The sequence below is a fragment of the Streptomyces sp. A0642 genome (assembly GCF_004795105.1).
GTDB lineage: Bacteria > Actinomycetota > Actinomycetes > Streptomycetales > Streptomycetaceae > Streptomyces.
Genome location: NZ_SSBL01000040.1, coordinates 1 through 18471, shown reverse-complemented (window position 1 = coordinate 18471; position 18471 = coordinate 1). Strand labels below are relative to the sequence as shown.

Annotated in this window: 15 protein-coding genes; 4 read left to right on the top strand and 11 right to left on the bottom strand. The window is 71.6% G+C overall.

From position 1 onward, the window contains the following. Positions 1 to 5: 5 nt before the first annotated feature. Genes E6R60_RS34430 through E6R60_RS34400 form a run of 7 tightly spaced genes read right to left on the bottom strand, consistent with a single transcriptional unit; the run spans position 6 to position 7517 of the window. Complete coding sequence (locus E6R60_RS34430) at positions 6 to 1130, bottom strand: DegT/DnrJ/EryC1/StrS family aminotransferase (protein ID WP_168713733.1); 1125 nt, start codon at positions 1128 to 1130, stop codon at positions 6 to 8. Further along, the gene (locus tag E6R60_RS34425; RefSeq protein ID WP_168713732.1) at positions 1127 to 2287 is read right to left on the bottom strand and encodes a DegT/DnrJ/EryC1/StrS family aminotransferase; all 1161 of its coding nucleotides are present in this window, start codon (positions 2285 to 2287) and stop codon (positions 1127 to 1129) included. The genes E6R60_RS34430 and E6R60_RS34425 overlap by 4 nt, the downstream gene beginning before the upstream one ends. Next, complete coding sequence (trpA, locus tag E6R60_RS34420; protein WP_136330658.1) at positions 2284 to 3081, bottom strand: tryptophan synthase subunit alpha; 798 nt, start codon at positions 3079 to 3081, stop codon at positions 2284 to 2286. Before trpA ends, E6R60_RS34425 begins: the two co-directional genes overlap by 4 nt. After that, positions 3081 to 4265 carry a tryptophan synthase subunit beta gene (gene trpB / locus E6R60_RS34415; protein WP_136330657.1) on the bottom strand — a complete coding sequence of 395 codons (1185 nt, stop codon included), beginning with the start codon at positions 4263 to 4265 and terminating at the stop codon, positions 3081 to 3083. Before trpB ends, trpA begins: the two co-directional genes overlap by 1 nt. After that, positions 4262 to 5059 carry an indole-3-glycerol phosphate synthase TrpC gene (locus E6R60_RS34410; protein ID WP_136330656.1) on the bottom strand — a complete coding sequence of 266 codons (798 nt, stop codon included), beginning with the start codon at positions 5057 to 5059 and terminating at the stop codon, positions 4262 to 4264. Before E6R60_RS34410 ends, trpB begins: the two co-directional genes overlap by 4 nt. Further along, positions 5059 to 6177: an anthranilate phosphoribosyltransferase gene (trpD, locus tag E6R60_RS34405; RefSeq protein ID WP_136330655.1), complete on the bottom strand. Its 1119-nt coding sequence runs from the start codon at positions 6175 to 6177 to the stop codon at positions 5059 to 5061. Before trpD ends, E6R60_RS34410 begins: the two co-directional genes overlap by 1 nt. Further along, entirely contained in the window at positions 6177 to 7517 is a 1341-nt protein-coding gene (locus E6R60_RS34400) for a nucleotide sugar dehydrogenase (RefSeq protein ID WP_136330654.1), read from the bottom strand. Before E6R60_RS34400 ends, trpD begins: the two co-directional genes overlap by 1 nt. A 107-nt stretch (positions 7518 to 7624) precedes the next feature. Here E6R60_RS34400 and E6R60_RS34395 point away from each other — a divergent pair, with 107 nt between their 5' ends. Beyond that, positions 7625 to 9025, top strand: coding sequence for a PLP-dependent aminotransferase family protein (locus E6R60_RS34395; RefSeq protein WP_136330653.1), 1401 nt, complete (start codon positions 7625 to 7627; stop codon positions 9023 to 9025). 168 nt (positions 9026 to 9193) lie between these two features. On the opposite strand, the gene E6R60_RS34390 is transcribed toward E6R60_RS34395, so the two are convergent. The 3 genes from E6R60_RS34390 to E6R60_RS36920 form a co-directional block, all read right to left on the bottom strand. Next, positions 9194 to 9868, bottom strand: a complete 675-nt coding sequence (locus E6R60_RS34390) for a response regulator transcription factor (RefSeq protein ID WP_240802801.1) — start codon at positions 9866 to 9868, stop codon at positions 9194 to 9196. After that, positions 9852 to 10958 (bottom strand): histidine kinase, encoded by a 1107-nt coding sequence (locus tag E6R60_RS34385; protein WP_136330652.1) that lies wholly within the window; start codon positions 10956 to 10958, stop codon positions 9852 to 9854. The genes E6R60_RS34390 and E6R60_RS34385 overlap by 17 nt, the downstream gene beginning before the upstream one ends. Positions 10959 to 11027: 69 nt before the next feature. Next, positions 11028 to 11564, bottom strand: a complete 537-nt coding sequence (locus E6R60_RS36920; RefSeq protein ID WP_168713731.1) for a hypothetical protein — start codon at positions 11562 to 11564, stop codon at positions 11028 to 11030. Positions 11565 to 12321: 757 nt separating this feature from the next. Here E6R60_RS36920 and E6R60_RS34380 point away from each other — a divergent pair. Next, positions 12322 to 13152, top strand: coding sequence for a UbiA family prenyltransferase (locus tag E6R60_RS34380; protein ID WP_168713730.1), 831 nt, complete (start codon positions 12322 to 12324; stop codon positions 13150 to 13152). 333 nt (positions 13153 to 13485) lie between these two features. Next, the gene (locus E6R60_RS34375) at positions 13486 to 14424 is read left to right on the top strand and encodes an ACP S-malonyltransferase (RefSeq protein ID WP_136330650.1); all 939 of its coding nucleotides are present in this window, start codon (positions 13486 to 13488) and stop codon (positions 14422 to 14424) included. 325 nt (positions 14425 to 14749) lie between these two features. Here E6R60_RS34375 and lysS read toward each other — a convergent pair whose 3' ends face one another. Further along, complete coding sequence (lysS, locus tag E6R60_RS34370) at positions 14750 to 16516, bottom strand: lysine--tRNA ligase (protein WP_206309593.1); 1767 nt, start codon at positions 16514 to 16516, stop codon at positions 14750 to 14752. A 179-nt stretch (positions 16517 to 16695) separates the two neighbouring features. On the opposite strand from lysS, the gene argS reads away from it, so the two are divergent. Next, positions 16696 to 18465 carry an arginine--tRNA ligase gene (gene argS, locus E6R60_RS34365; protein WP_136330682.1) on the top strand — a complete coding sequence of 590 codons (1770 nt, stop codon included), beginning with the start codon at positions 16696 to 16698 and terminating at the stop codon, positions 18463 to 18465. Positions 18466 to 18471: the final 6 nt, after the last annotated feature.

Genomic DNA, 18471 nt, shown 5'->3' with positions numbered 1-18471 from the left:
CGCGCTCACTTCCCCGCCGTGTAGAAGCGGGTGACCGCGGCGACGACGCGTTCGGCCGCCCCCGGCGCCATGTCCGGGTGCAGGGGCAGGGCGAGCGCCTCGCGGGAGAGCTGCTCGGCCACGGGGAAGTCACCGGGCCGGTGGCCGAGGTGGGCGAACGCGGGCTGCAGGTGGAGGGGGCGCGGGTAGTAGACGGCCGTCTCGATGCCCTGGCCGGCCAGGTGGGCGCGCAGCTCCTCGCGCTGCTGGGCGCGTACCACGTACGTGTAGACGGAACGTCCCTCGAAGCCTCCCGGCGGGGGGAGCAGCGCCGGGGCGAGCGGGCGCAGCCCCTCCTCGTAGACGGCGGCGATCTCGCGGCGCCGCTCCAGGAGCCGGTCCAGGTGGGGGAGTTTGCGCAGCAGGAAGCCGGCGGTCAGCTCGTCCATCCGGGAGTTGAAGCCGAGCAGCTCGTGGTAGAAGCGCTTGCCGGCGGGCTGGCCGTGGTTGCGCAGCATCCGGGCGGTACGGGCGAGGCCGGGGTCGTCCGTGACGATCATCCCGGCATCGCCGATGCCGCCGGCGGGCTTCGCGGGGAAGAAGGAGTAGACCCCGGCGTGCCCGTGCCGGCCGGCGGGCTTGCCGTCCACCTCGGCGCCCAGCGCGATGGCGCTGTCCTCGACCAGGTGCAGGGAGTGCCGGGCGGCGATGTCGGCGAAGGCGCCCATCTTCGGGGAGCCGCTGAACAGATAGGCCGGCAGCAGCGCCCGGGTGCGCTCGGTGACGGCGGCCTCGGCGGCGGCCGGGTCGAGCAGGCACGTCTCGTACTCGACGTCGGCGAAGACGGGGCGGGCCCCGCGCAGGGCGACCGTGGAGGCGGTGGAGACGAAGGAGAAGGCCGGGGTGACCACCTCGTCCCCCTCTCCGAGGCCGAGAGCGGCCAGGATCACGGTCAGGGCGCCGGTGCCGCTGGCCACGGCTACGGCGTGGGCCGCACCCGTGCGCTCGGCGATCTCCGCCTCCAGGCGCTCGACCCGGGACTTCAGGATGAACTCGTCGCTCTCGGCGACCTCCTGGAAGACCTCCACGAGGTCGTCGGCCCAGTCGGCCGAGCGGGCGGGCCAGTCGAAGTACGGGATGACGGTGGTCACGATGCGGCTCCGTAGAAGGCGTGGACGAGGGCGGCGACGCGGTCGGCCTGCTGGTCCGTGAGGTCGGGGTAGAGGGGCAGTGCCAGGGCGCGCCGCGCGGCGGCCTCGGAGACCGGGACGGGGTGGCGGGAGCCCGGCAGCGGGGCGAGCAGGGGCTGCTCGGTCAGCGGGCGCGGGTAGTACGCCTCGGTGCCGACGCCGTGGGCCTCCAGGTAGGCGGCCAGCTCGTCCCGGCGGTCGCACTCGATGAGGTACACGTAATAGACCTGGTTGCTGGGCGACTTGGCGGGCGCCATCCAGGGCGTGGTCACCGTGCCGGCCAGCGGGGCGAGCAGCCGGTCGTAGCGGGCGGCCAGTTCGGCGCGCCGCCCGGTCTCCTCGCTCAGGCGTTCCAGGCGGTGCAGCAGGAACGCCGACTGCAGTTCGTCGCACCGGCTGTTGTAGCCGAGCTCCTGGTACACGTAGGCACCGTCCGTGGCGTACGCGCCGTCCGTGCCCTGGCCGTGCAGGCGCAGCCGCCGGGCGGAAGCGGCGATCCCGTCGTCGTCCGTGAGCAGCATGCCGGCGTCGCCGAGCGAGCCGAGGGTCTTGGTGGGGAAGAAGGAGAGCACCCCGCCGCTGCCCCACAGGCCCGCGTGCACCCCGCCCGCCCGCATGTCGATGCCCTCGGCGCTGTCCTCCAGGAGGAGGAGCCCGTGCCGGTCGGCCAGGTCCTTCAGCACCTCCATGTCGGCCATCTGCGAGAACAGGTGCACCGGCATGATCGCCTTGGTGCGCTCGGTGATCGCGGCCTCGGCGCGCTGCGGGTCCATCGCGTAGCTGCCGGGAAGGACGTCCACCAGCACCGGCTCGGCGCCGACGTGCAGGACGCACGACGCGGTCGCGAAGAAGGTGTACGCGGGGACGATCACCTCGTCGCCGGGGCCGATGCCCGCCGCCCGGAGCAGGATGACGAGGGCGTCGGTCCCGTTGGCGACGGCCACCGCGTGCCGCGCGCCGGTGCGGGCGGCGATCGCGGCCTCCAGTTCCGCGGTGACCGGGCCCGAGGTGAACCGGCCGGAGGCGGCCACCTGGCGGACCATGGCCTCCAGCGCGGCGCGGTCCCGGCGGGCGGAGGCGGCGCCGCTGAAGAACGGGATGGCGGTGGCGTCGTTCATCGGGTGGCCGCCTTGAGGGAGGAGATCAGCCCGGTGACGGCCTGCCGGCGGCCGGCCGCGTCCCGGGCGGCGCCGATGGCCTGGAGCAGGGCGCTGCCCACGATCACGCCGTCCGTCTTGCCGTGCAGCGACGCCACGTGCTCCGGGCGGGAGATGCCGAACCCGACGGCCATCGGGGTGTCACCGGCCGCGCGCACCCGCTCCAGGTAGGCGTCGAGGCCCGGGTCCAGGTCCTTGCGGACCCCGGTGACGCCGTTGGCGGCGAGGACGTACAGGAAGCCGCGGGAGGCGGCGGCGGAGGCCGCGATGCGCTCGGCCGAGCTGCCGGGAGCGGTGAAGAACGTCTGGCCCAGCTCGTTGGCCTCGGCGTGCGCCAGCCACTCGGCGCCCTCGCTGACCGGCAGGTCGGGGACGACGAACCCGTCGACTCCGGCCGACCTGGCGTCGTCGTACAGCTGGGTGAGGCCGTAGCGCAGGAACGGGTTGCAGTAACCCATCAGCACGATCGGCGCCTCGACTCCGGCGGCGCGCGCCTCGGCGACGACGTCGAGGGTGGCGGCGGCGGTGGTGCCGGTGTCCAGGGCGGCCTGGCCGGTCGCCTGGATGACCGGGCCGTCGCCGAGGGGGTCGGAGAACGGGACACCGAGCTCGATCACGTCGGCGCCGGCCTCCACGGCGGCGGAGATCAGCCCGACGGTCTCCCCGAGATGCGGGTAGCCGGAGGTGATGTAGGCGACCAGGGTCGTCTCGTCCTTGGTCCGGTTGTCGGTGAAGGTCTGTTCGATGCGCTTCATCAGGAGGTCTCCTCACGCTGCTTCAGGGCGGCCATGGCGGAGGTGAGGTCCTTGTCACCGCGGCCGGAGAGATTGACGAGGACGGTGCTGCCGGGCGCGCACTGGCGGGCCACCTTCAGGGCGCCGGCCACCGCGTGCGCGGACTCCAGGGCGGGGAGGATGCCCTCCTGGGAGCTGAGTGCGACGAACGCGTCCAGGGCCTCGTTGTCGGAGGCGGAGATGTACTCGACCTTCCCGGTGTCCTTGTAGTGCGAGTGCTCGGGTCCGACGCCCGCGTAGTCCAGGCCGGGGGCGATGGAGTGGGTGAGCTGGATCTGCCCGTCGTCGTCCTGGAGCAGATAGGTGCGGGTGCCCTGCAGGACGCCCGGGTCGCCGTAGAGCAGCGGGGCCGCGTGCCCGCCCTGCCCGCCCTTGCCCTCACCGGCGGCCTGTACGCCGACGAGGCGGACCGGGTCGTCGAGGAAGGCGCTGAACATCCCGGCCGCGTTGGAGCCGCCGCCGACGCAGGCCACGACCGCGTCGGGCAGCTTGTCGTTCGCCTCCAGGAACTGGGCGCGGGCCTCGCGGCCGATGACCGACTGGAAGTTGCGCACGATCGTCGGGAAGGGGTGCGGGCCGACGACCGAGCCGAGCAGGTAGTGCGTGGTGTCGGGGCGGGCGATCCACTCGCGGATCGCGGCGTTGATGGCGTCCTTCAGCGTCGCCGTGCCGAGGTCGACCAGCTCGACGCGGGCGCCGAGCAGCTTCATCCGCTGCACGTTGGGGGCCTGCCGCTCGGCGTCGACCCGCCCCATGTAGACGGTGGCCTCCAGGCCGAGGTAGGCACAGGCGGCGGCCACGGCCACGCCGTGCTGGCCGGCGCCGGTCTCGGCGATGATCTGCTTCTTGCCGAGGCGGCGGGCGAGCAGCGCCTGACCGATCGAGTTGTTGATCTTGTGGGCGCCGGTGTGGGTGAGGTCCTCGCGCTTGAGCCACAGCTTGACGCCGTTCTCGGTGGCGCCGAGCCGGTGCAGTTCGGTGATCGGCGTGGGCCGGCCGACGAACATCTTCAGCAGCTTGTCGAGCTCCGCGGTGAACTCCGGGTCCAGCAGCGCCTTCTCGTACTCCTCCTCCAGTTCCTGGAGCGGGCCCACCAGGGTCTCCGCGACGAACTGTCCGCCGTACTCGCCGAATCGGCCGTTCACGAGGCCACCTCCAGAATCTGGACCCCGGTGTAGGACCGCAGCTGCGCGGCGGGGTCGGGGCTGCTGAGCAAGGACTCGCCGATGAGCGCGGCGTCGAAGCCGTGCGCGGCGATGCGTTCGATGTCGTGGCGGCCGGTCAGGCCACTCTCGCTGACGGTCAGCACCCCGCGCGGGATGTCGCGGCGCAGCCTGGCCGAGTTGTCCAGGTCCACCGAGAAGGTCTGGAGGTCCCGGTTGTTGATGCCGACGATGCGGGCTCCGGCGGTCAGCGCCCGGTCCACCTCGTCCTGGGTGAAGGTCTCCACCAGTGCGTCGAGGCCGAGGCCGTGGGCGGTCCGCACCAGGTCCGTCAGGAGCGCGTCGCCGACGGCCCGGGCGATGATCAGGACGCCGTCGGCCCCGCTGTCGTGGGCGAGCGTCACCTGGCGGACGTCCACCATGAAGTCCTTGAAGAGGACGGGGACGGTGACGTCGGGGTGCTCCGCGACCGTACGGACCAGCTCGGGCGAGCCGCCGAAGTAGGGGGTGTCACCGAGTACGGAGATGGCCGAGGCGCCGCCCGCGATGTAGCTCCTCGCGGTGGGCACGGCCTGCGCGGGGTCGAGCAGCTGTCCCTTGGACGGGGACTTCGGCTTGATCTCGGCGATGACCGAGACCTCGTTCCCGCCGAGTGCGGCGGCCAGCCGGCCGGGTACGGCGGGCGTCCTTCGGCCGCGGGCCGCGGCGTCGGCGGCCACCGGGCCGCTCCAGGCGGCGCGTTTGGCGGCGACGATGTCGTCGAGATGGGTGGCCATCAGCTGATCTCCGAGGTGATCGGGGCGGTCGGGTGGATCCGGGTCCGGGCGAGCCGGTCGGTGAGGGTGGTGCGGGCGGGCCGGTCGGTGTCCGAGGCCCGGGCGAGCCGGTCGGCGAGGGCGGTCGCGGCTCCCCGCTCCACGGCGTTCCGGGCGAGGGTCAGCGCGGACGCCATGTCGTCGGCGCGCCCGGCCAGGTGGAGCGCGGCCGCCGCGTTCAGCAGCACGGTGTCGAGCAGCGGGGCGGGGGCCGTCCCGCCCAGCACCTGGCGGGAGAGGACCGCGTTGCGTGCCGCGTCACCGCCCGCCAGTTCGGCGCGGCCCGCCGGCCGCAGCGGGAGCCCGGCCGGGTCGATGGTGAACGCGGTGAGTGTGCCGCCGTCCACCTGGAGCACCCGTGCGGGGCCCGCCGTGGTCAGTTCGTCCACTCCGTCGAAGCCCTGGACGACCCAGGTCCGCCGGTGGCCGAGCAGCAGGGCGGCCTGCGCCAGGACTTCCTGGTCCTGGAGGGTCGCGGTGCCGATGAGCCGGCCGGTCAGCGGGACCGGGTTGGCGAGCGGGCCGGACAGGTTGAACAGGGTGCGGAAGCCGAGCCGCCGGCGGACCGGGGCCAGCCTGCGCAGCGCCGGGTGGAGCGCGGGGGTGAAGAGGAACGCGAACCGGTGCGCGGCCAGCAGTTCCGTGATCCGCTCCCCGGGGTCGATGTCGATCCCGAGGGCCTCCAGCAGGTCGGCGCTCCCGCATGGTGAAGTCGCCGCCCGGTTACCGGCCTTGGCGACCGTCGCCCCGGCCGAGGCCGCGACGAGAGCGGCCAGGGTGGAGATGTTGACCGAGTCGCTGCCGTCACCGCCGGTGCCGACCACATCGACCGCCGGGCCCGTCCAGCCGACCGGCCTGGCCACCGCGAGCACCGCTTCCACCGCGGCCGCCACCAGCACCGGGGTTGCCCCGCCCACCGCGACGGCGGTCAGGAAGGCAGCGGCGTCCACCTCGTCCGTGGACGCGTCCAGGAGTTCCGCCACCGCCGCCCGGGCCGCCTCGGCCGACACCGTACGACCCGCGACGGCGTCCCGGGTGACGGTGGGGAGCGCACGGCCGGCGAGCAGGGTGGCCGCCATCAGAGCACCGCCACATTGCTGGCCGCCGTGAGCTTGTTGTGGGTGTCGAGGACGACCGGCGGAATGCCCCACAGCAGGTCCTGCTCCAGGCCCGGCACGGGGGTGACCATGACCGCGGCGTCCAGCTGCGCCAGTTCCACCACCGCCCAGTCGGCCGAGGCGACCGGCTCGCCGTCCACGACGAGGTCCGGGACCAGCGGGTCGTGGTACGAGACGACGGCCCCGGCGGACCGCAGCCCCCGGATGACGTCCAGGGCGGGCGCGTTGCGCAGATCGGCGACGCCGGACTTGTAACTGACGCCCACGACCAGGACCTTGGCGCCCCGCAGCGAGGAACCGCGTTCCTCGACCAGCTCCGCGAGCCGCTCCACGACCTGCCAGGGCCGCTGCTCCACCCGCTCGAACGCGGCGGCCACCAGCTTCATCTCGGTGCCGGCCCGGTCCGCTGCCTCCCGCAGGAACAGCGGGTCGACCGGTATGCACTCGCCGCCCACGCCGGGCCCCGGATAGTGCGGGAGGAAGCCGTAGGGCTTGGTGGAGGCGGCGTCGATCACCTCTCGGACCGGTATGTCCAACTGGCGGCACAGGTCGGAGAGTTCGAGGGTGAGGCTGATGTTGACCAGGCGGAAGGTGTTCTCGAAGACCTTCGACAGCTCGGCGACCTCCGTCCGGGACACCGGCACCACCGTCTCGCAGACCAGACCGAACAGGGCCGCCGCGCGGCGGGTGCACTCGTCGGTGAGACCGCCCACCACCTTCGGTGTGTTGGAGAGGTTCCAGCCGTTCGTGTTGGCGGGGTCGACCCGCTCGGGGGCCATCGCCACGTGGAAGTCGGTGCCCGGCTCCAGGCCGGTCGTGCGGGACAGGGCGGCCGCGGCGGCGGCCGTGGTGCCCGGCGGGACGGTGGACTGCAGGATGAGCAGCGTCCCGCGGCGCAGCAGCGGCGCCACGGAGTCCATCGCGGACTCCACGTACGCCAGGTTGGCCTGCTGGTCGCCGGTGACCGGAGTCGGCACGCACACGATCAGGACGTCCGAGCCGGCCAGCTCGCCGGGCTCGGTGGTCGCCTTCAACCGGGCTTTCACCGCGCCGAGTTCGGCGTCGCTGACGTCCGGCAGGTAGGAGCTGCCGCGTGCCACCCGGTCGACCCGCTCGGCGTCGGTGTCCAGCCCGAGCACCGGAAGACCGGCCGTGGCGAATCCGAGACCGAGCGGCAGACCGGTGTAGCCGAGGCCGACGATGCCCACCCGCAGAGTGCGGCGTTCGATCTTCTCGTCGAAGACGCTCGCGCCGTCCCGCCCATGGATCACGGGAGCGAGTACGCCAGTCATTTCAACCATGGGGTTCTCCCTCTGAGTGCTATAAATAAAGGCCGTTGGCGTGATCAAGTAGGCCAGTGGGCGAGGGGGACCACCCAGACCACTGCGGGGGAGACGGAGCAGACCAGATGGCCTGGCATCTGTCGGTCCAAGTGGACCGGGACTCGGCTGTACCGCTCACCGCACAGCTCCAGAACGCCATCAAGACCAGGGTCGAGGACCGGGTTCTGCACCCCGGGTCACGTCTGCCCTCCAGCCGCCAACTCGCCCTGGACCTGGGGCTTTCCCGTAGCGTGGTGGTCGAGGCGTACGAGCAGCTGATCGCCGAGGGCTATCTGGACGCGGTCCGCGGCTCGGGCACCCACGTGGCCCGGAAGATGCCCGAGAGCGTCGGCGACACGTCCCTGCTGGACTCCCGTCCGGCGACGAGCGCGCGCTGGGATCTGCGGGTCGGCATAGCGAACCTGTCGAATTTCCCCCGCCAGGAGTGGCTCAACTCCTATACGAAGGTGCTTCAGAACGTCGGTCGCGAGGGGATGGACTACCCCCCGGTCGCCGGCATCGCCGAGCTCCGCAACGAACTCTCGGGGTATCTGGGCCGGGTGCGCTCGGTGCACACCGAGCCCGGCCAGGTGATGGTCACGGCGGGGTTCGCCCAGGGACTGGCGCTGCTCTCCGACTCGCTCCAGCGCCTCGGCATCCACGAACTGGCCATCGAGGAGCCCGGCCACAGCGGACAGCGCCGGTTCATCCTGGACACCGGACTGACCCCCCTGCCGGTGCCGGTCGACGAGGAGGGCCTGATCGTCGAGGCCCTGGACCGCACGGGCGCCCGGGCGGTCCTCGTCACCCCCGCGCACCAGTTCCCGACCGGGGTCATGATGTCGCCGGAGCGCCGCGCACAGCTCCTGGCCTGGGCGCGGGCCCGGGACGGCTGGATCATCGAGGACGACTACGACGGCGAGTTCTGGTTCGACCGCGGGGTCCGGCCCACCGCGCTGCAGGAGGGCGACCCGGAGCGGGTCGTCTACGCGGGCACCACCAGCAAGGTCCTGGTCCCGGGCCTGCGGCTGGGCTGGCTGGTGATACCCCCGAAGCTGTACCCCCTGATGGAGCGGGTCCGCTCCCGCCAGGACCAGGGCTCCGACACGCTCACCCAGCTGGCCTTCGCCGAGCTGATGCGCAGCGGCCTGCTGGACCGGCACCTGCGCCGGGTCCGCTCCCGCTACCGCTCCCGCCGCGAGGCCCTGGCCGCGGCCGTCCACGAGTCCCTGCCGGAGGCCAGGATCATCGGCTGCGCGGCCGGCCTGCACAGCTACGCCGTGCTGCCCCCCGGCACCGACGAGGCGGCCGTGGTGCACGGCGCCCTGCAGCGCTCGGTCCTGGTCCGCAGTGGCACGGCGTTCCGGTTCGGCGGGCCGCCCGGCGAGCCGGGCCTGCTCCTGGGGTACGGCTCGCTGCCCCTCACCGGGATCTCGGAAGCCGTGGCGGCGATCGGCGCGGCCTACGAGGACGCGCGCCGCCGCTGAAGCGGCCCGGGGGCGCGGGTGCGGCGCACCTGAGGCGGCCCGACGGCGCGGGCGCAGCACCGCTCAGGCGGCCCGAGGGCGCGGATACGGCGCACCTGAGGCGGCCCGAGGGCGCGAGGCGCCTGTGCGGCGCGCCCCTGGACGCGTGTCGTGTCCGGGAAAAGCCTCTCAGCGCATCGAGCGGCCGCGCGGCGCCGCGATCAGTTTCTGGGCCAGCGCCTTGTTCACCGCGTCGATGCGCGACACCGCGTCCAGCTTGTCGAAGATGTTGCGCAGATGGCGCTTGACGGTGCCTTCGGTGATGCCGAGCCTGGCCGCGATCTGCCGGTTGCTCATGGCCTCCGCGACACACGTCAGCACCTCGCGCTCGCGCGGCGAGACCGGACCGGCTTCCTGGTCGTGCGGCTGGTCGCCGCCCGCCGTGTAGCCGGAGCGCGGCACCAGGATGGTGATCTGGTCGTCCTCCCGCGCGGCGTTGCGGACGGCGCTGAGCAGGGCAGCCCGCGACACGCTCTTGTGCAGGTAGCCCCGGGCTCCCAGCTGCAGCAGTTCGTGGACGAGCGGCTGGTCGTCGTACATGGTCAGGATGATGATGCGCAGACTGGGGAATCGTTCCAGCAGTCCGCGTACCGCCGCCCTGGGGTGGTGGTCGGGCATCTCCACGTCGAGCAGCACCACATGCGGCTGATGCCGCTCCACCAGCTCCACGAGTCCCCGCCCGCTGCTCGCCTGGGCCACGACCTGCAGGTCGTCCTCCGCGTTGAGCAGTTCGGCCAGCGCGGTGCGCAGCAGCGTGTGGTCGTCGGCCGCGAGGATGCGGATCAGTTCAGGTCGCGCGTTCAACGGAATCACCTGGAAGGTCCATCAGGGGGATCGTGATCGTGACGCGCGTGCCGCCGTCGTCGGGCGCGCTGGTGAACAGGATCGTGCCGCCGAGGAGTTCGACCCGTTCGGTGGCCGACGCGATCCCGTTCGCCCGGCCGGCCATGTGGACCGCGGAGACGTCGAAGCCGTGCCCGTCGTCCTCGATCAGCGCCTGCAGTTTGTACGGCGCGATGTCCACCGCCGCGAGCACGTGCTCGGCGTCGGCGTGGGCCAGGGAGTTGCGCAGGCACTCCCGCACCACGAGGAACACCTCGTCGAGCACGTCCTGCGTGGCCCATTCCTCGCTGCCGTTGACCTGGATCCGGACCTTGGAGGGGGTGATCTCCATCGACTCCAGGAACGCGGTGAACGCCGACTCCAACGTGCCTTCGCGGTCCGCGCGGCGCAACTGGGTGACCAGGTCGCGGATGATGCCGAGGGCCTCGGTGAGGGTGTCCTTGACGGCGCCGATGCGCGCGGCGACCTCGTCGGGTCTGGATTCCCAGGTCAGTTCGTGCAGCTCGATACGGCGCAGGGCGAGGCTGACGTGGTTGCCCAGGTGGTCGTGGATCTCGCGGGCCAACTGCCGCTGGCTGGCCGCGTTGACCTCCCGCACGGTGTTCAGCAGATAGGTGTCGTGGCCGATCGCCCCGGCCTCCAGCCTCCTGCCGATCCCCCGCTGCAACGTCCGCACACCGGCCTGGAAACCGTCGAACGCGGCGGGAGAGTCCACCATCGCCCGGCCGAGCGCGTCGAAGACGATGTCGAAGAGGATGAGTCCGGCGCGGATGGAGTGGACGGCGTCGATCCCCTGCGTCGCCCGCTCCACGCCCAAGCCCTCTACCTGTTGGATCAGCCGGTCGCGTACGTCGGCCCGGCCGTGCCGCAGGCTCTCCGCACAGTCCCGGATGATCCGCTCGGCCTGCAGGGCGCAGGTATGCCAGGTCTTGTCGGTGGCGACCAGAGGGCTTTTGATCTTTTCGAGCTGGTCCCGGTAGTCGGACAGTAATTCCTGAGTCCGCCCCAGCAGTTGTTCGGCTGTGTCGGATTCAATAAAACCTGAATGCATCAGAAGAGCCCCCACCCTCACCAGAAACCGACTCTCGGATCATCATCGTACGGTTACAGAATGTCAACATCACTCCACCCGTCCCACGTTCTGAGACAAGGTGTACGACGGCCACGAGAAAACGCTTACCACAGCCTCCGGGATGGCCGTGGCAACGCAGCCGACATATCCGTCAGGGCAGTCCACGTCGTGAACGTACCAGTCGGAGGAATCCCCTGACCTGTGCGCACGCCGCAGCCCGTCGGGCCCCCGGGCATCGATCGAGACGGGGGTACGCAGACCCGTACCGGCCGCTTTGCCCACCGCCTCGACCGCGGTCCAGGTACGGAATCCAGTAATCCGGTCTTGTTCCCCGACGGCCGGCACCCGGCTCCAGTCGAAAGAGGCACGGAGCCGCTCGACATCGACGCCGATCGCGCCCGGCTCCTCCGCCACACCCACCAAAGCGGCCGCCCCGGAATGAGACAGGCTGAAGCCGAGATCCGGCCATGGCCCCTCCACGAGCACCGGCCGCCCGCGGCCGCAGTCACCGCACACCTCCGGCTCGGGGCAGCGGCGGGTGAAGCGCGGCAGACCGGGAGCCACGCCGAGGTACCCGCCGAGCACGGTGCGCAGAGCGAGATGGGCGCGCCGGTAGCGCCACTGCGCGACGGGGTGCCGGATCCGCGCCGCGCGGGCGCGTTCGCCGGGATCGAGGACCGCGTCCGCGCCGCCGGCCGGGACGCGGTCCAGGGGGACGGACCAGACGTGTATCTCCCCGGACCCGAGGGCCGGGACGCCGGGAAAGGGAAAAGGGACAGGCGAGGCATCGGGCGGGTACGACGGGTGGGGCGGATACGAAGGCGTCGGATACCCGGACACGGATGAGGGCAGGGCTGAGGACAGCAGGGTGCGCATGAGGGCTTCCCGGGGTCGGAAACGGACCAGGGCTGCCAACGGCCCATGACGGGAAGCGGGGTGCCGGAAAGTACGGCGCCCGCCTTCTCACCAGCGAAGCGCGGGCGGGAGGCGGGCGGGGGGTCCACTTCGGCGGGGGTCCGGCGTACCAGAGGGAGCACCGGGCCCGGACCGGAGGGAGCACGGGGGCCCGTACGAAAGGAAGCGCGGCGGCCCGTACGGCAGGAGGGGCGGACCGCTCCGGCGCCGGGAGAATTCGGAATCCGACCCGCCGGTATTCCGTGCCTCTTTAGAGGTAGCCATGGCTCATTTGCAGAACAGTCAGGCACACCTGCTCATGCCTAGGCTCCTGGGCATGCCTATGGCGACGTTACAGCCACTGCCTGTTACGGCACCCAGTGGTCCGAAGTACCGGGTTCCCAGCATTTTACGGCTCTGCATCGAAGAATCCCGACCCGCCGTTCTCATGGCCTTCCAGCTCCGCTATTTCGCCGGCATCGCGCTGGCGCTCGCGGCGGATCCGGCCATCGGCGCACGATCGGTTTTCCAGGCGGTGTTCGGCTCCCTCGCATGGTTCGGCGCCATCTTCTACACCTACCTCTACAACGGGTGCATGGATTTCCACGAAGACCAGGTCAACGGCTCGGCCCGGCCGATAGCGAGCGGCCGGCTGCCCCGCCGCTCCGCCCTGCTCGTCGCCCGCGGCGCGGCCGTCGGCTCACTCATATCCGCGGCGTGCGCCGGGCTCGGCCCCGTGCTGCTGTGCGCGGCGATGCTGCTGCTCGGTCACGCCTACTCGGCGCCCCGCACCGTCTGGAAGAACCGCACCCCCGCCGCTATGGGCGTGGTGTTCCTGTCCGGGCTGCTCACCTACGCCGCCGGGCCGCTCGCGGTCGGCGTCTCACCGACCTCGCCCGCGCTGTTCCTGACGGCCCTCGCCATGTCCCTGTGGATGGCACTGGTCGGCGCGGTCGCCAAGGACTTCTCCGACATCGAGGGCGACGCCGCCGCGGGCCGCCGAACCTGGGCCGTCACCCTGGGCGAGCGGCGCACCCGCGTCCTCGTCGCGGTGGGCGCGTGCGCCGTGGGCGGCTTCTTCACCGCCGGAGCGCTGCGCTGGGCGCCGGAACAGCTGCCGACCGCGTGCGTCGTCCTCGTGGGCGGGCTGGCACTGGCCGCCGTGACGCTCGCGGGCGACGCCTCCGACGACCGCCACCTGCGTCGGCGTCCGTACCGCTTCTTCATGGTCACGCAGCACTGCGCACATCTGGCCCTGCTCGGCCAGGCCCTCGCCTGAACCCGGCATTCGGTGCCCGCTGTTCGGTCAGCACACGTACCGGCACCCCGGACCGCCCGGAAACACAAAGGAACACCCCCCCTTCCAAAGGCGCATTCACCCACCACTCAAGTGCAACACACGGACCTCGCGCGGCGGTTGAGTGGTTTCATCACCGGAGAAAACAACGGATCGCAACAATGCGATCCGGACCGCGGTATCCGGGAATGGGAAAAGTCACTGAGACGAGTGGCGGGGAACGCGTGCCGGCGGACGGGAAGGCGTTCCCCACCGCCCGGTGACACACCGCCCAGTGACACAACGCCCCCGGCCGCAGGAAGGAGACGGAAGACGATGACGAGCACCCGACTGGCGCTCATGTTTCCCGGCCAGGGAGCGCAGCGTCCGGGCATGGGCCTGCCCTGGCACCGCACCCCTGGCTGGTCCGTGGTGGCGGAGGTCTCCGAGGCGGCGGGCCGGGACATGGAGGCCCTCCTGCTGGACGCCGGCACGGAAACGCTGCGGCGCACCGACAACGCCCAGCTGACCACCTTCACCCTGGCCATGGTGGCCCTGACGGAACTGCGCCGCCAGCACCCGCTGGCCGCCTTCCCCGGTGCGTGCGCCGGACACAGCCTGGGCGAGTACTCCGCGCTCGTCGCCGCCGGCATCCTGGACCCGCAGGACGCGGTCCGCCTGATCGTGGCGCGCGGCGCGGCGATGCAGACGGCCTGCGCACGGGCGAACGGCGCGATGGCCGCGGTCCTCGGCCTGGACGCGGCCCAGGCGCAGGACGTCGTCGACGAGATCCACGCCGACGGCGGCCAGGTGTGGGTGGCCAACCTCAACTCGCCCCAGCAGACGGTCATCGCGGGCCTGGCGGCCGACGTGGAGCGCTGCTCCCGGGCGGCGGAGCGGGCGGGGGCGGCGAAAGTGGTGGCGCTGACGGTCGGCGGGGCGTTCCACACCCCGCTCATGGCCGAGGCGGTCGAGCCGTTCGCCGCGGCCCTGGCCACGGCACGGTTCATGCCGGGTCATTCGGCGGTCGTCGCCAACGTGGACGCCCGCGCCTACCGCGGCGGGCCGCACTGGGCCGAGCTGCTGCGCCACCAGCTCACGGCGCCGGTCCGCTGGTCGGACACACTGCAGACGCTGACCGAGGAACTGGCCTGCGACCGCCTGATGGAGATCGGCCCGGGCAAGACCCTGACGGGCCTCGCCAAGGCCACCGTCCCGAAGGTGCCGCGCGACACGTTCTCCGACCCGCAGACGTCCATGGTCCCCACGGCCTGAGCCGGCCGGCTGCCGCAGAAGCAGACACAGAGGCAAAGGCAGAGGCAGAGCACCGGACCCCACTCCGGAGCTCACCGAAGCGGCGCCGGCCTCCCCCACCGAGCACAGCGCCACCCGGCGTCACGCGACCGAGCACCACCGACCGGGACAGCGCCACCCAGCACCGCGCCACCCAGCACCGCGCGACCCCGCACGGCGCCACCCCACAGACGTGCCTCACCCCCGTGAGGCACCCACCCCCGCGCATCCCCCCGCGGGGGTGAACGAAGGGCCGCCACCCGGATCACCGGGTGACGGCCCTTCGCCGTACGGGCGTACGTGCGCGCTACGCGCCCAGCAGCCTCCGCACCCGGTCAGCCCCCACGGCCAGCAGCAGCGTGGGCAGGCGCGGCCCGGTGTCCCGGCTGACCAGCAGCCGGTACAGCAGCGCGAAGAACGACCGCTGCGCCGCCTTCAGCTCGGGCGTCGGCTTGGCATCGGCCTCCAGCCCCTCCATCACCTTCGGCACGCCGTAGACGAGCGTGGTCAGCCCGTCCAGCGACCAGTGCGAGTCCAGCCCTTCCAGGAGCAGCCGCAACGACTCGCGCCCCTGTTCGTCCAGCGAGCCGAGCAGTTCCTTGTCCGGCTCGTCGCGGACGACGGTGCGGGCCTCGGCCGGGACCTGGGTGGTGATCCAGTTCTCGGCCCGGTCGAGCCGCGGCCTGGCCTCGTCCAGCGAGGCCAGCGGGTGCGAGGGGTCCAGCTCGCTGAGGATGCGCAGCGTCTGGTCCTCGGCCCCGGCCGTGATGTCGGCGACCGAAGCGAGCGTCCGGTACGGCAGCGGACGCGGCGTGCTCGGCAGCTCACCCGCGGCCGTCCCGATCGCCCGGGCGTACGCGGCGGCGTCCGCCGGCAGCACCGAACCGTCGGCGACCTTGCGTCCCAGCGAGTCCCACTCGTCGTACAGCCGCTGGATCTCCTGGTCGAAGGCGATCTTGAAGGACTGGTTGGGCCTGCGGCGGGCGTACAGCCAGCGCAGCAGCGGCGCCTCCATGATCTTCAGCGCGTCGGCCGGGGTGGGCACGCCGCCCTTGGAGGAGGACATCTTCGCCATGCCGGAGATGCCGACGAACGCGTACATCGGTCCGATCGGCTGGACCCCGTCGAAGATCTCGCGGACGATCTGGCCGCCGACGACGAACGACGAACCGGGCGAGGAGTGGTCCACCCCGCTCGGCTCGAAGATCACGCCCTCGTACGCCCAGCGCATCGGCCAGTCGACCTTCCAGACGAGCTTGCCGCGGTTGAACTCCTTCAGCCGCACGGTCTCGGCGAAGCCGCAGGCCGTGCAGGTGTAGTTCAGCTCCGTGCTGTCGTCGTCGTACGACGTGACCGTCGTCAGGTCCTTCTCGCAGTTGCCGCAGTAGGGCTTGTACGGGAAGTAGCCGGCCGAACCGCCGCTGCCGTCGTCCTCGCTCGCCGCACCGGAGCCCGCCTCGGCCTCCAGCTCGGCCTCGTCGGCCTTCTTCTGCTGCTGCGGCTTCTTCCCGCCCTTGGCCCCGGCCGCGGCCGGGTCCTTCTTGGTCCGGTACCGGTCGAGCACGGCGTCGATGTCGGCGCGGTGCCGCATCGCGTGCAGGATCTGCTCGCGGTACGTCCCCGCCAGGTACTGCTCCGTCTGGCTGATTCCGTCGTACTCGACGCCCAGCTCGTCCAGGGCCGCCGTCATGGCGGCCTTGAAGTGCTCGGCCCAGTTCGGATACGAGGAACCGGCCGGGGCGGGCACCGAGGTCAGCGGCTTGCCGATGTGATCGGCCCAGGACGCGTCGACGCCCTCGACGCCGTTCGGCACCTTGCGGTAGCGGTCGTAGTCGTCCCACGAGATCAGGTGCCGCACGGTGTACCCGCGGCGGCGGATCTCGTCGGCGACCAGGTGCGGGGTCATGACCTCGCGCAGGTTGCCCAGGTGGATCGGGCCCGACGGGGAGAGGCCGGACGCGACGACGACCGGTTTGCCAGGCGCACGACGCTCCGATTCGGCGATGACCTCGTCCGCGAAGCGGGAGACCCAGTCGGTCTCGGTGCTGCTCTGACTCTGAGCCACGGTCGGCACGTCCTTCTCTCTTGTAGGACTCGTAGGGGCACCGACCATTCTCCCAGGTACCGCCCACAGCGCGAAAACGGCTTTACGGGGGCGCGCGGCCGGGCCGTCGAGCGAGCTCGTAAACCGCTTTACGCCCATGGGATACTTGACGACATCCCTTGTACCCCTACGGAAACGGCAGCCAGCTGATGGCCTCGGTCAATTCCCTCGCTTCCACGCTCCAGCAGCAGCTGGCGGACGCCCTGACGGCAGCCCTGCCGGATGCCGGGACCGCGGACCCGCTGCTGCGCCGAAGCGACCGGGCCGACTTCCAGGCCAACGGCATCCTGGCGCTCGCCAAGAAGCTCAAGGGCAACCCGCGCGAGCTGGCCGCCCAGGTCACCGGCGCCCTCCCGGCGACGGACCTGATCAAGGACATCGAGGTCTCCGGACCCGGCTTCCTGAACATCACGCTCTCCGACAAGTCGATCACCGAGACCCTCGCCGCCCGGGCCGCCGACGGCGACCGGCTCGGCGTGCCGGTCGACGCCGCCGCCGGCACCACCGTCATCGACTACGCCCAGCCGAACGTGGCCAAGGAGATGCACGTCGGCCACCTGCGCTCCGCCGTGATCGGCGACGCGATGGTGCGGATCCTGGAGTTCACCGGCGAGTCCGTCGTCCGCCGGCACCACATCGGCGACTGGGGCACCCAGTTCGGCATGCTCATCCAGTACCTGATCGAGCACCCGGGCGAGCTGAACCACGAGGGCGGCCAGGACGACGGCGAAGCCGCCATGTCGTCCCTGAACCGGCTCTACAAGGCGTCGAGGGCCCTGTTCGACTCCGACGAGGAGTTCAAGGCCCGCTCGCGGGACCGGGTGGTCGCGCTCCAGGCCGGTGAGCCGGAGACGCTCGCCATGTGGCAGCGGTTCGTCGACGAGTCGAAGATCTACTTCTACTCCGTCTTCGACAAGCTCGACATGGAGATCAACGACCCCGACATCGTCGGTGAGTCCGGCTACAACGACATGCTGGAGGAGACCTGCCGGATCCTGGAGGAGACGGGCGTCGCCGTCCGCTCCGAGGGTGCGCTCTGCGTCTTCTTCGACGACGTGAAGGGCCCGGACGGCAACCCGACCCCGCTGATCGTCAAGAAGACGAACGGCGGTTACGGCTACGCGGCGACCGACCTCTCCGCGATCCGCGACCGGGTGCGGAACCTCAAGGCCGACACCCTGCTGTACGTGGTGGACGCGCGGCAGTCCCTGCACTTCAAGATGGTCTTCGAGACGGCCCGGCGGGCCGGCTGGCTGAACGAGGACGTCAAGGCGCACCAGCTGGCCTTCGGCACGGTGCTCGGCAAGGACGGCAAGCCGTTCAAGACCCGTGAGGGCGTCACCGTCCGGCTGGAGGACCTGCTGGACGAGGCGGTCGAGCGGGCCACGGCCGTGGTCCGGGAGAAGGCCGAGAAGGTCGGCCTCTCCGAGGACGAGATCGTCGAGAACGGCCGGTACGTCGGCGTCGGCGCCGTGAAGTACGCGGACCTGTCGACCTCCGCCGTACGGGACTACAAGTTCGACCTGGACCAGATGGTGTCGCTGCACGGCGACACGTCGGTGTACCTCCAGTACGCCTACGCCCGGATCCGGTCGATCCTGCGCAAGGCCGGCGACGCGAAGCCGGTCGCGCACCCGGAGCTCGGACTGGCCCCGGCCGAGCGGGCGCTCGGCCTGCACCTGGACCAGTTCGGCGAGGTGCTGTCCGAGGCGGCGGCGGGCTACGAGCCGCACAAGCTGGCCGCGTACCTCTACCAGCTCGCCTCGCACCTCACCACGTTCTACGACCAGTGCCAGGTCCTGAGCGACGACAACCCGGCCGAGGTGGTCGAGAACCGCCTCTTCCTGGTCGAGCTCACCGCCCGCACCCTGCACCGGGGCATGGCGCTGCTCGGCATCAGGACCCCCGAGCGGCTCTGATCGCGC

Excerpts from the sequence above, each read along its gene's own strand:
- E6R60_RS34425 (WP_168713732.1), bottom strand. The coding sequence starts at position 2,287 with ATGAACGACGCCACCGCCATCCCGTTCTTCAGCGGCGCCGCCTCCGCC.
- trpA (WP_136330658.1), bottom strand. The coding sequence starts at position 3,081 with ATGAAGCGCATCGAACAGACCTTCACCGACAACCGGACCAAGGACGAG.
- E6R60_RS34410 (WP_136330656.1), bottom strand. The coding sequence starts at position 5,059 with ATGGCCACCCATCTCGACGACATCGTCGCCGCCAAACGCGCCGCCTGG.
- trpD (WP_136330655.1), bottom strand. The coding sequence starts at position 6,177 with ATGGCGGCCACCCTGCTCGCCGGCCGTGCGCTCCCCACCGTCACCCGG.
- E6R60_RS34400 (WP_136330654.1), bottom strand. The coding sequence starts at position 7,517 with ATGGTTGAAATGACTGGCGTACTCGCTCCCGTGATCCATGGGCGGGAC.
- E6R60_RS34395 (WP_136330653.1), top strand. The coding sequence starts at position 7,625 with ATGGCCTGGCATCTGTCGGTCCAAGTGGACCGGGACTCGGCTGTACCG.
- E6R60_RS34385 (WP_136330652.1), bottom strand. The coding sequence starts at position 10,958 with ATGCATTCAGGTTTTATTGAATCCGACACAGCCGAACAACTGCTGGGG.
- E6R60_RS34380 (WP_168713730.1), top strand. The coding sequence starts at position 12,322 with ATGGCCTTCCAGCTCCGCTATTTCGCCGGCATCGCGCTGGCGCTCGCG.
- E6R60_RS34375 (WP_136330650.1), top strand. The coding sequence starts at position 13,486 with ATGACGAGCACCCGACTGGCGCTCATGTTTCCCGGCCAGGGAGCGCAG.
- argS (WP_136330682.1), top strand. The coding sequence starts at position 16,696 with ATGGCCTCGGTCAATTCCCTCGCTTCCACGCTCCAGCAGCAGCTGGCG.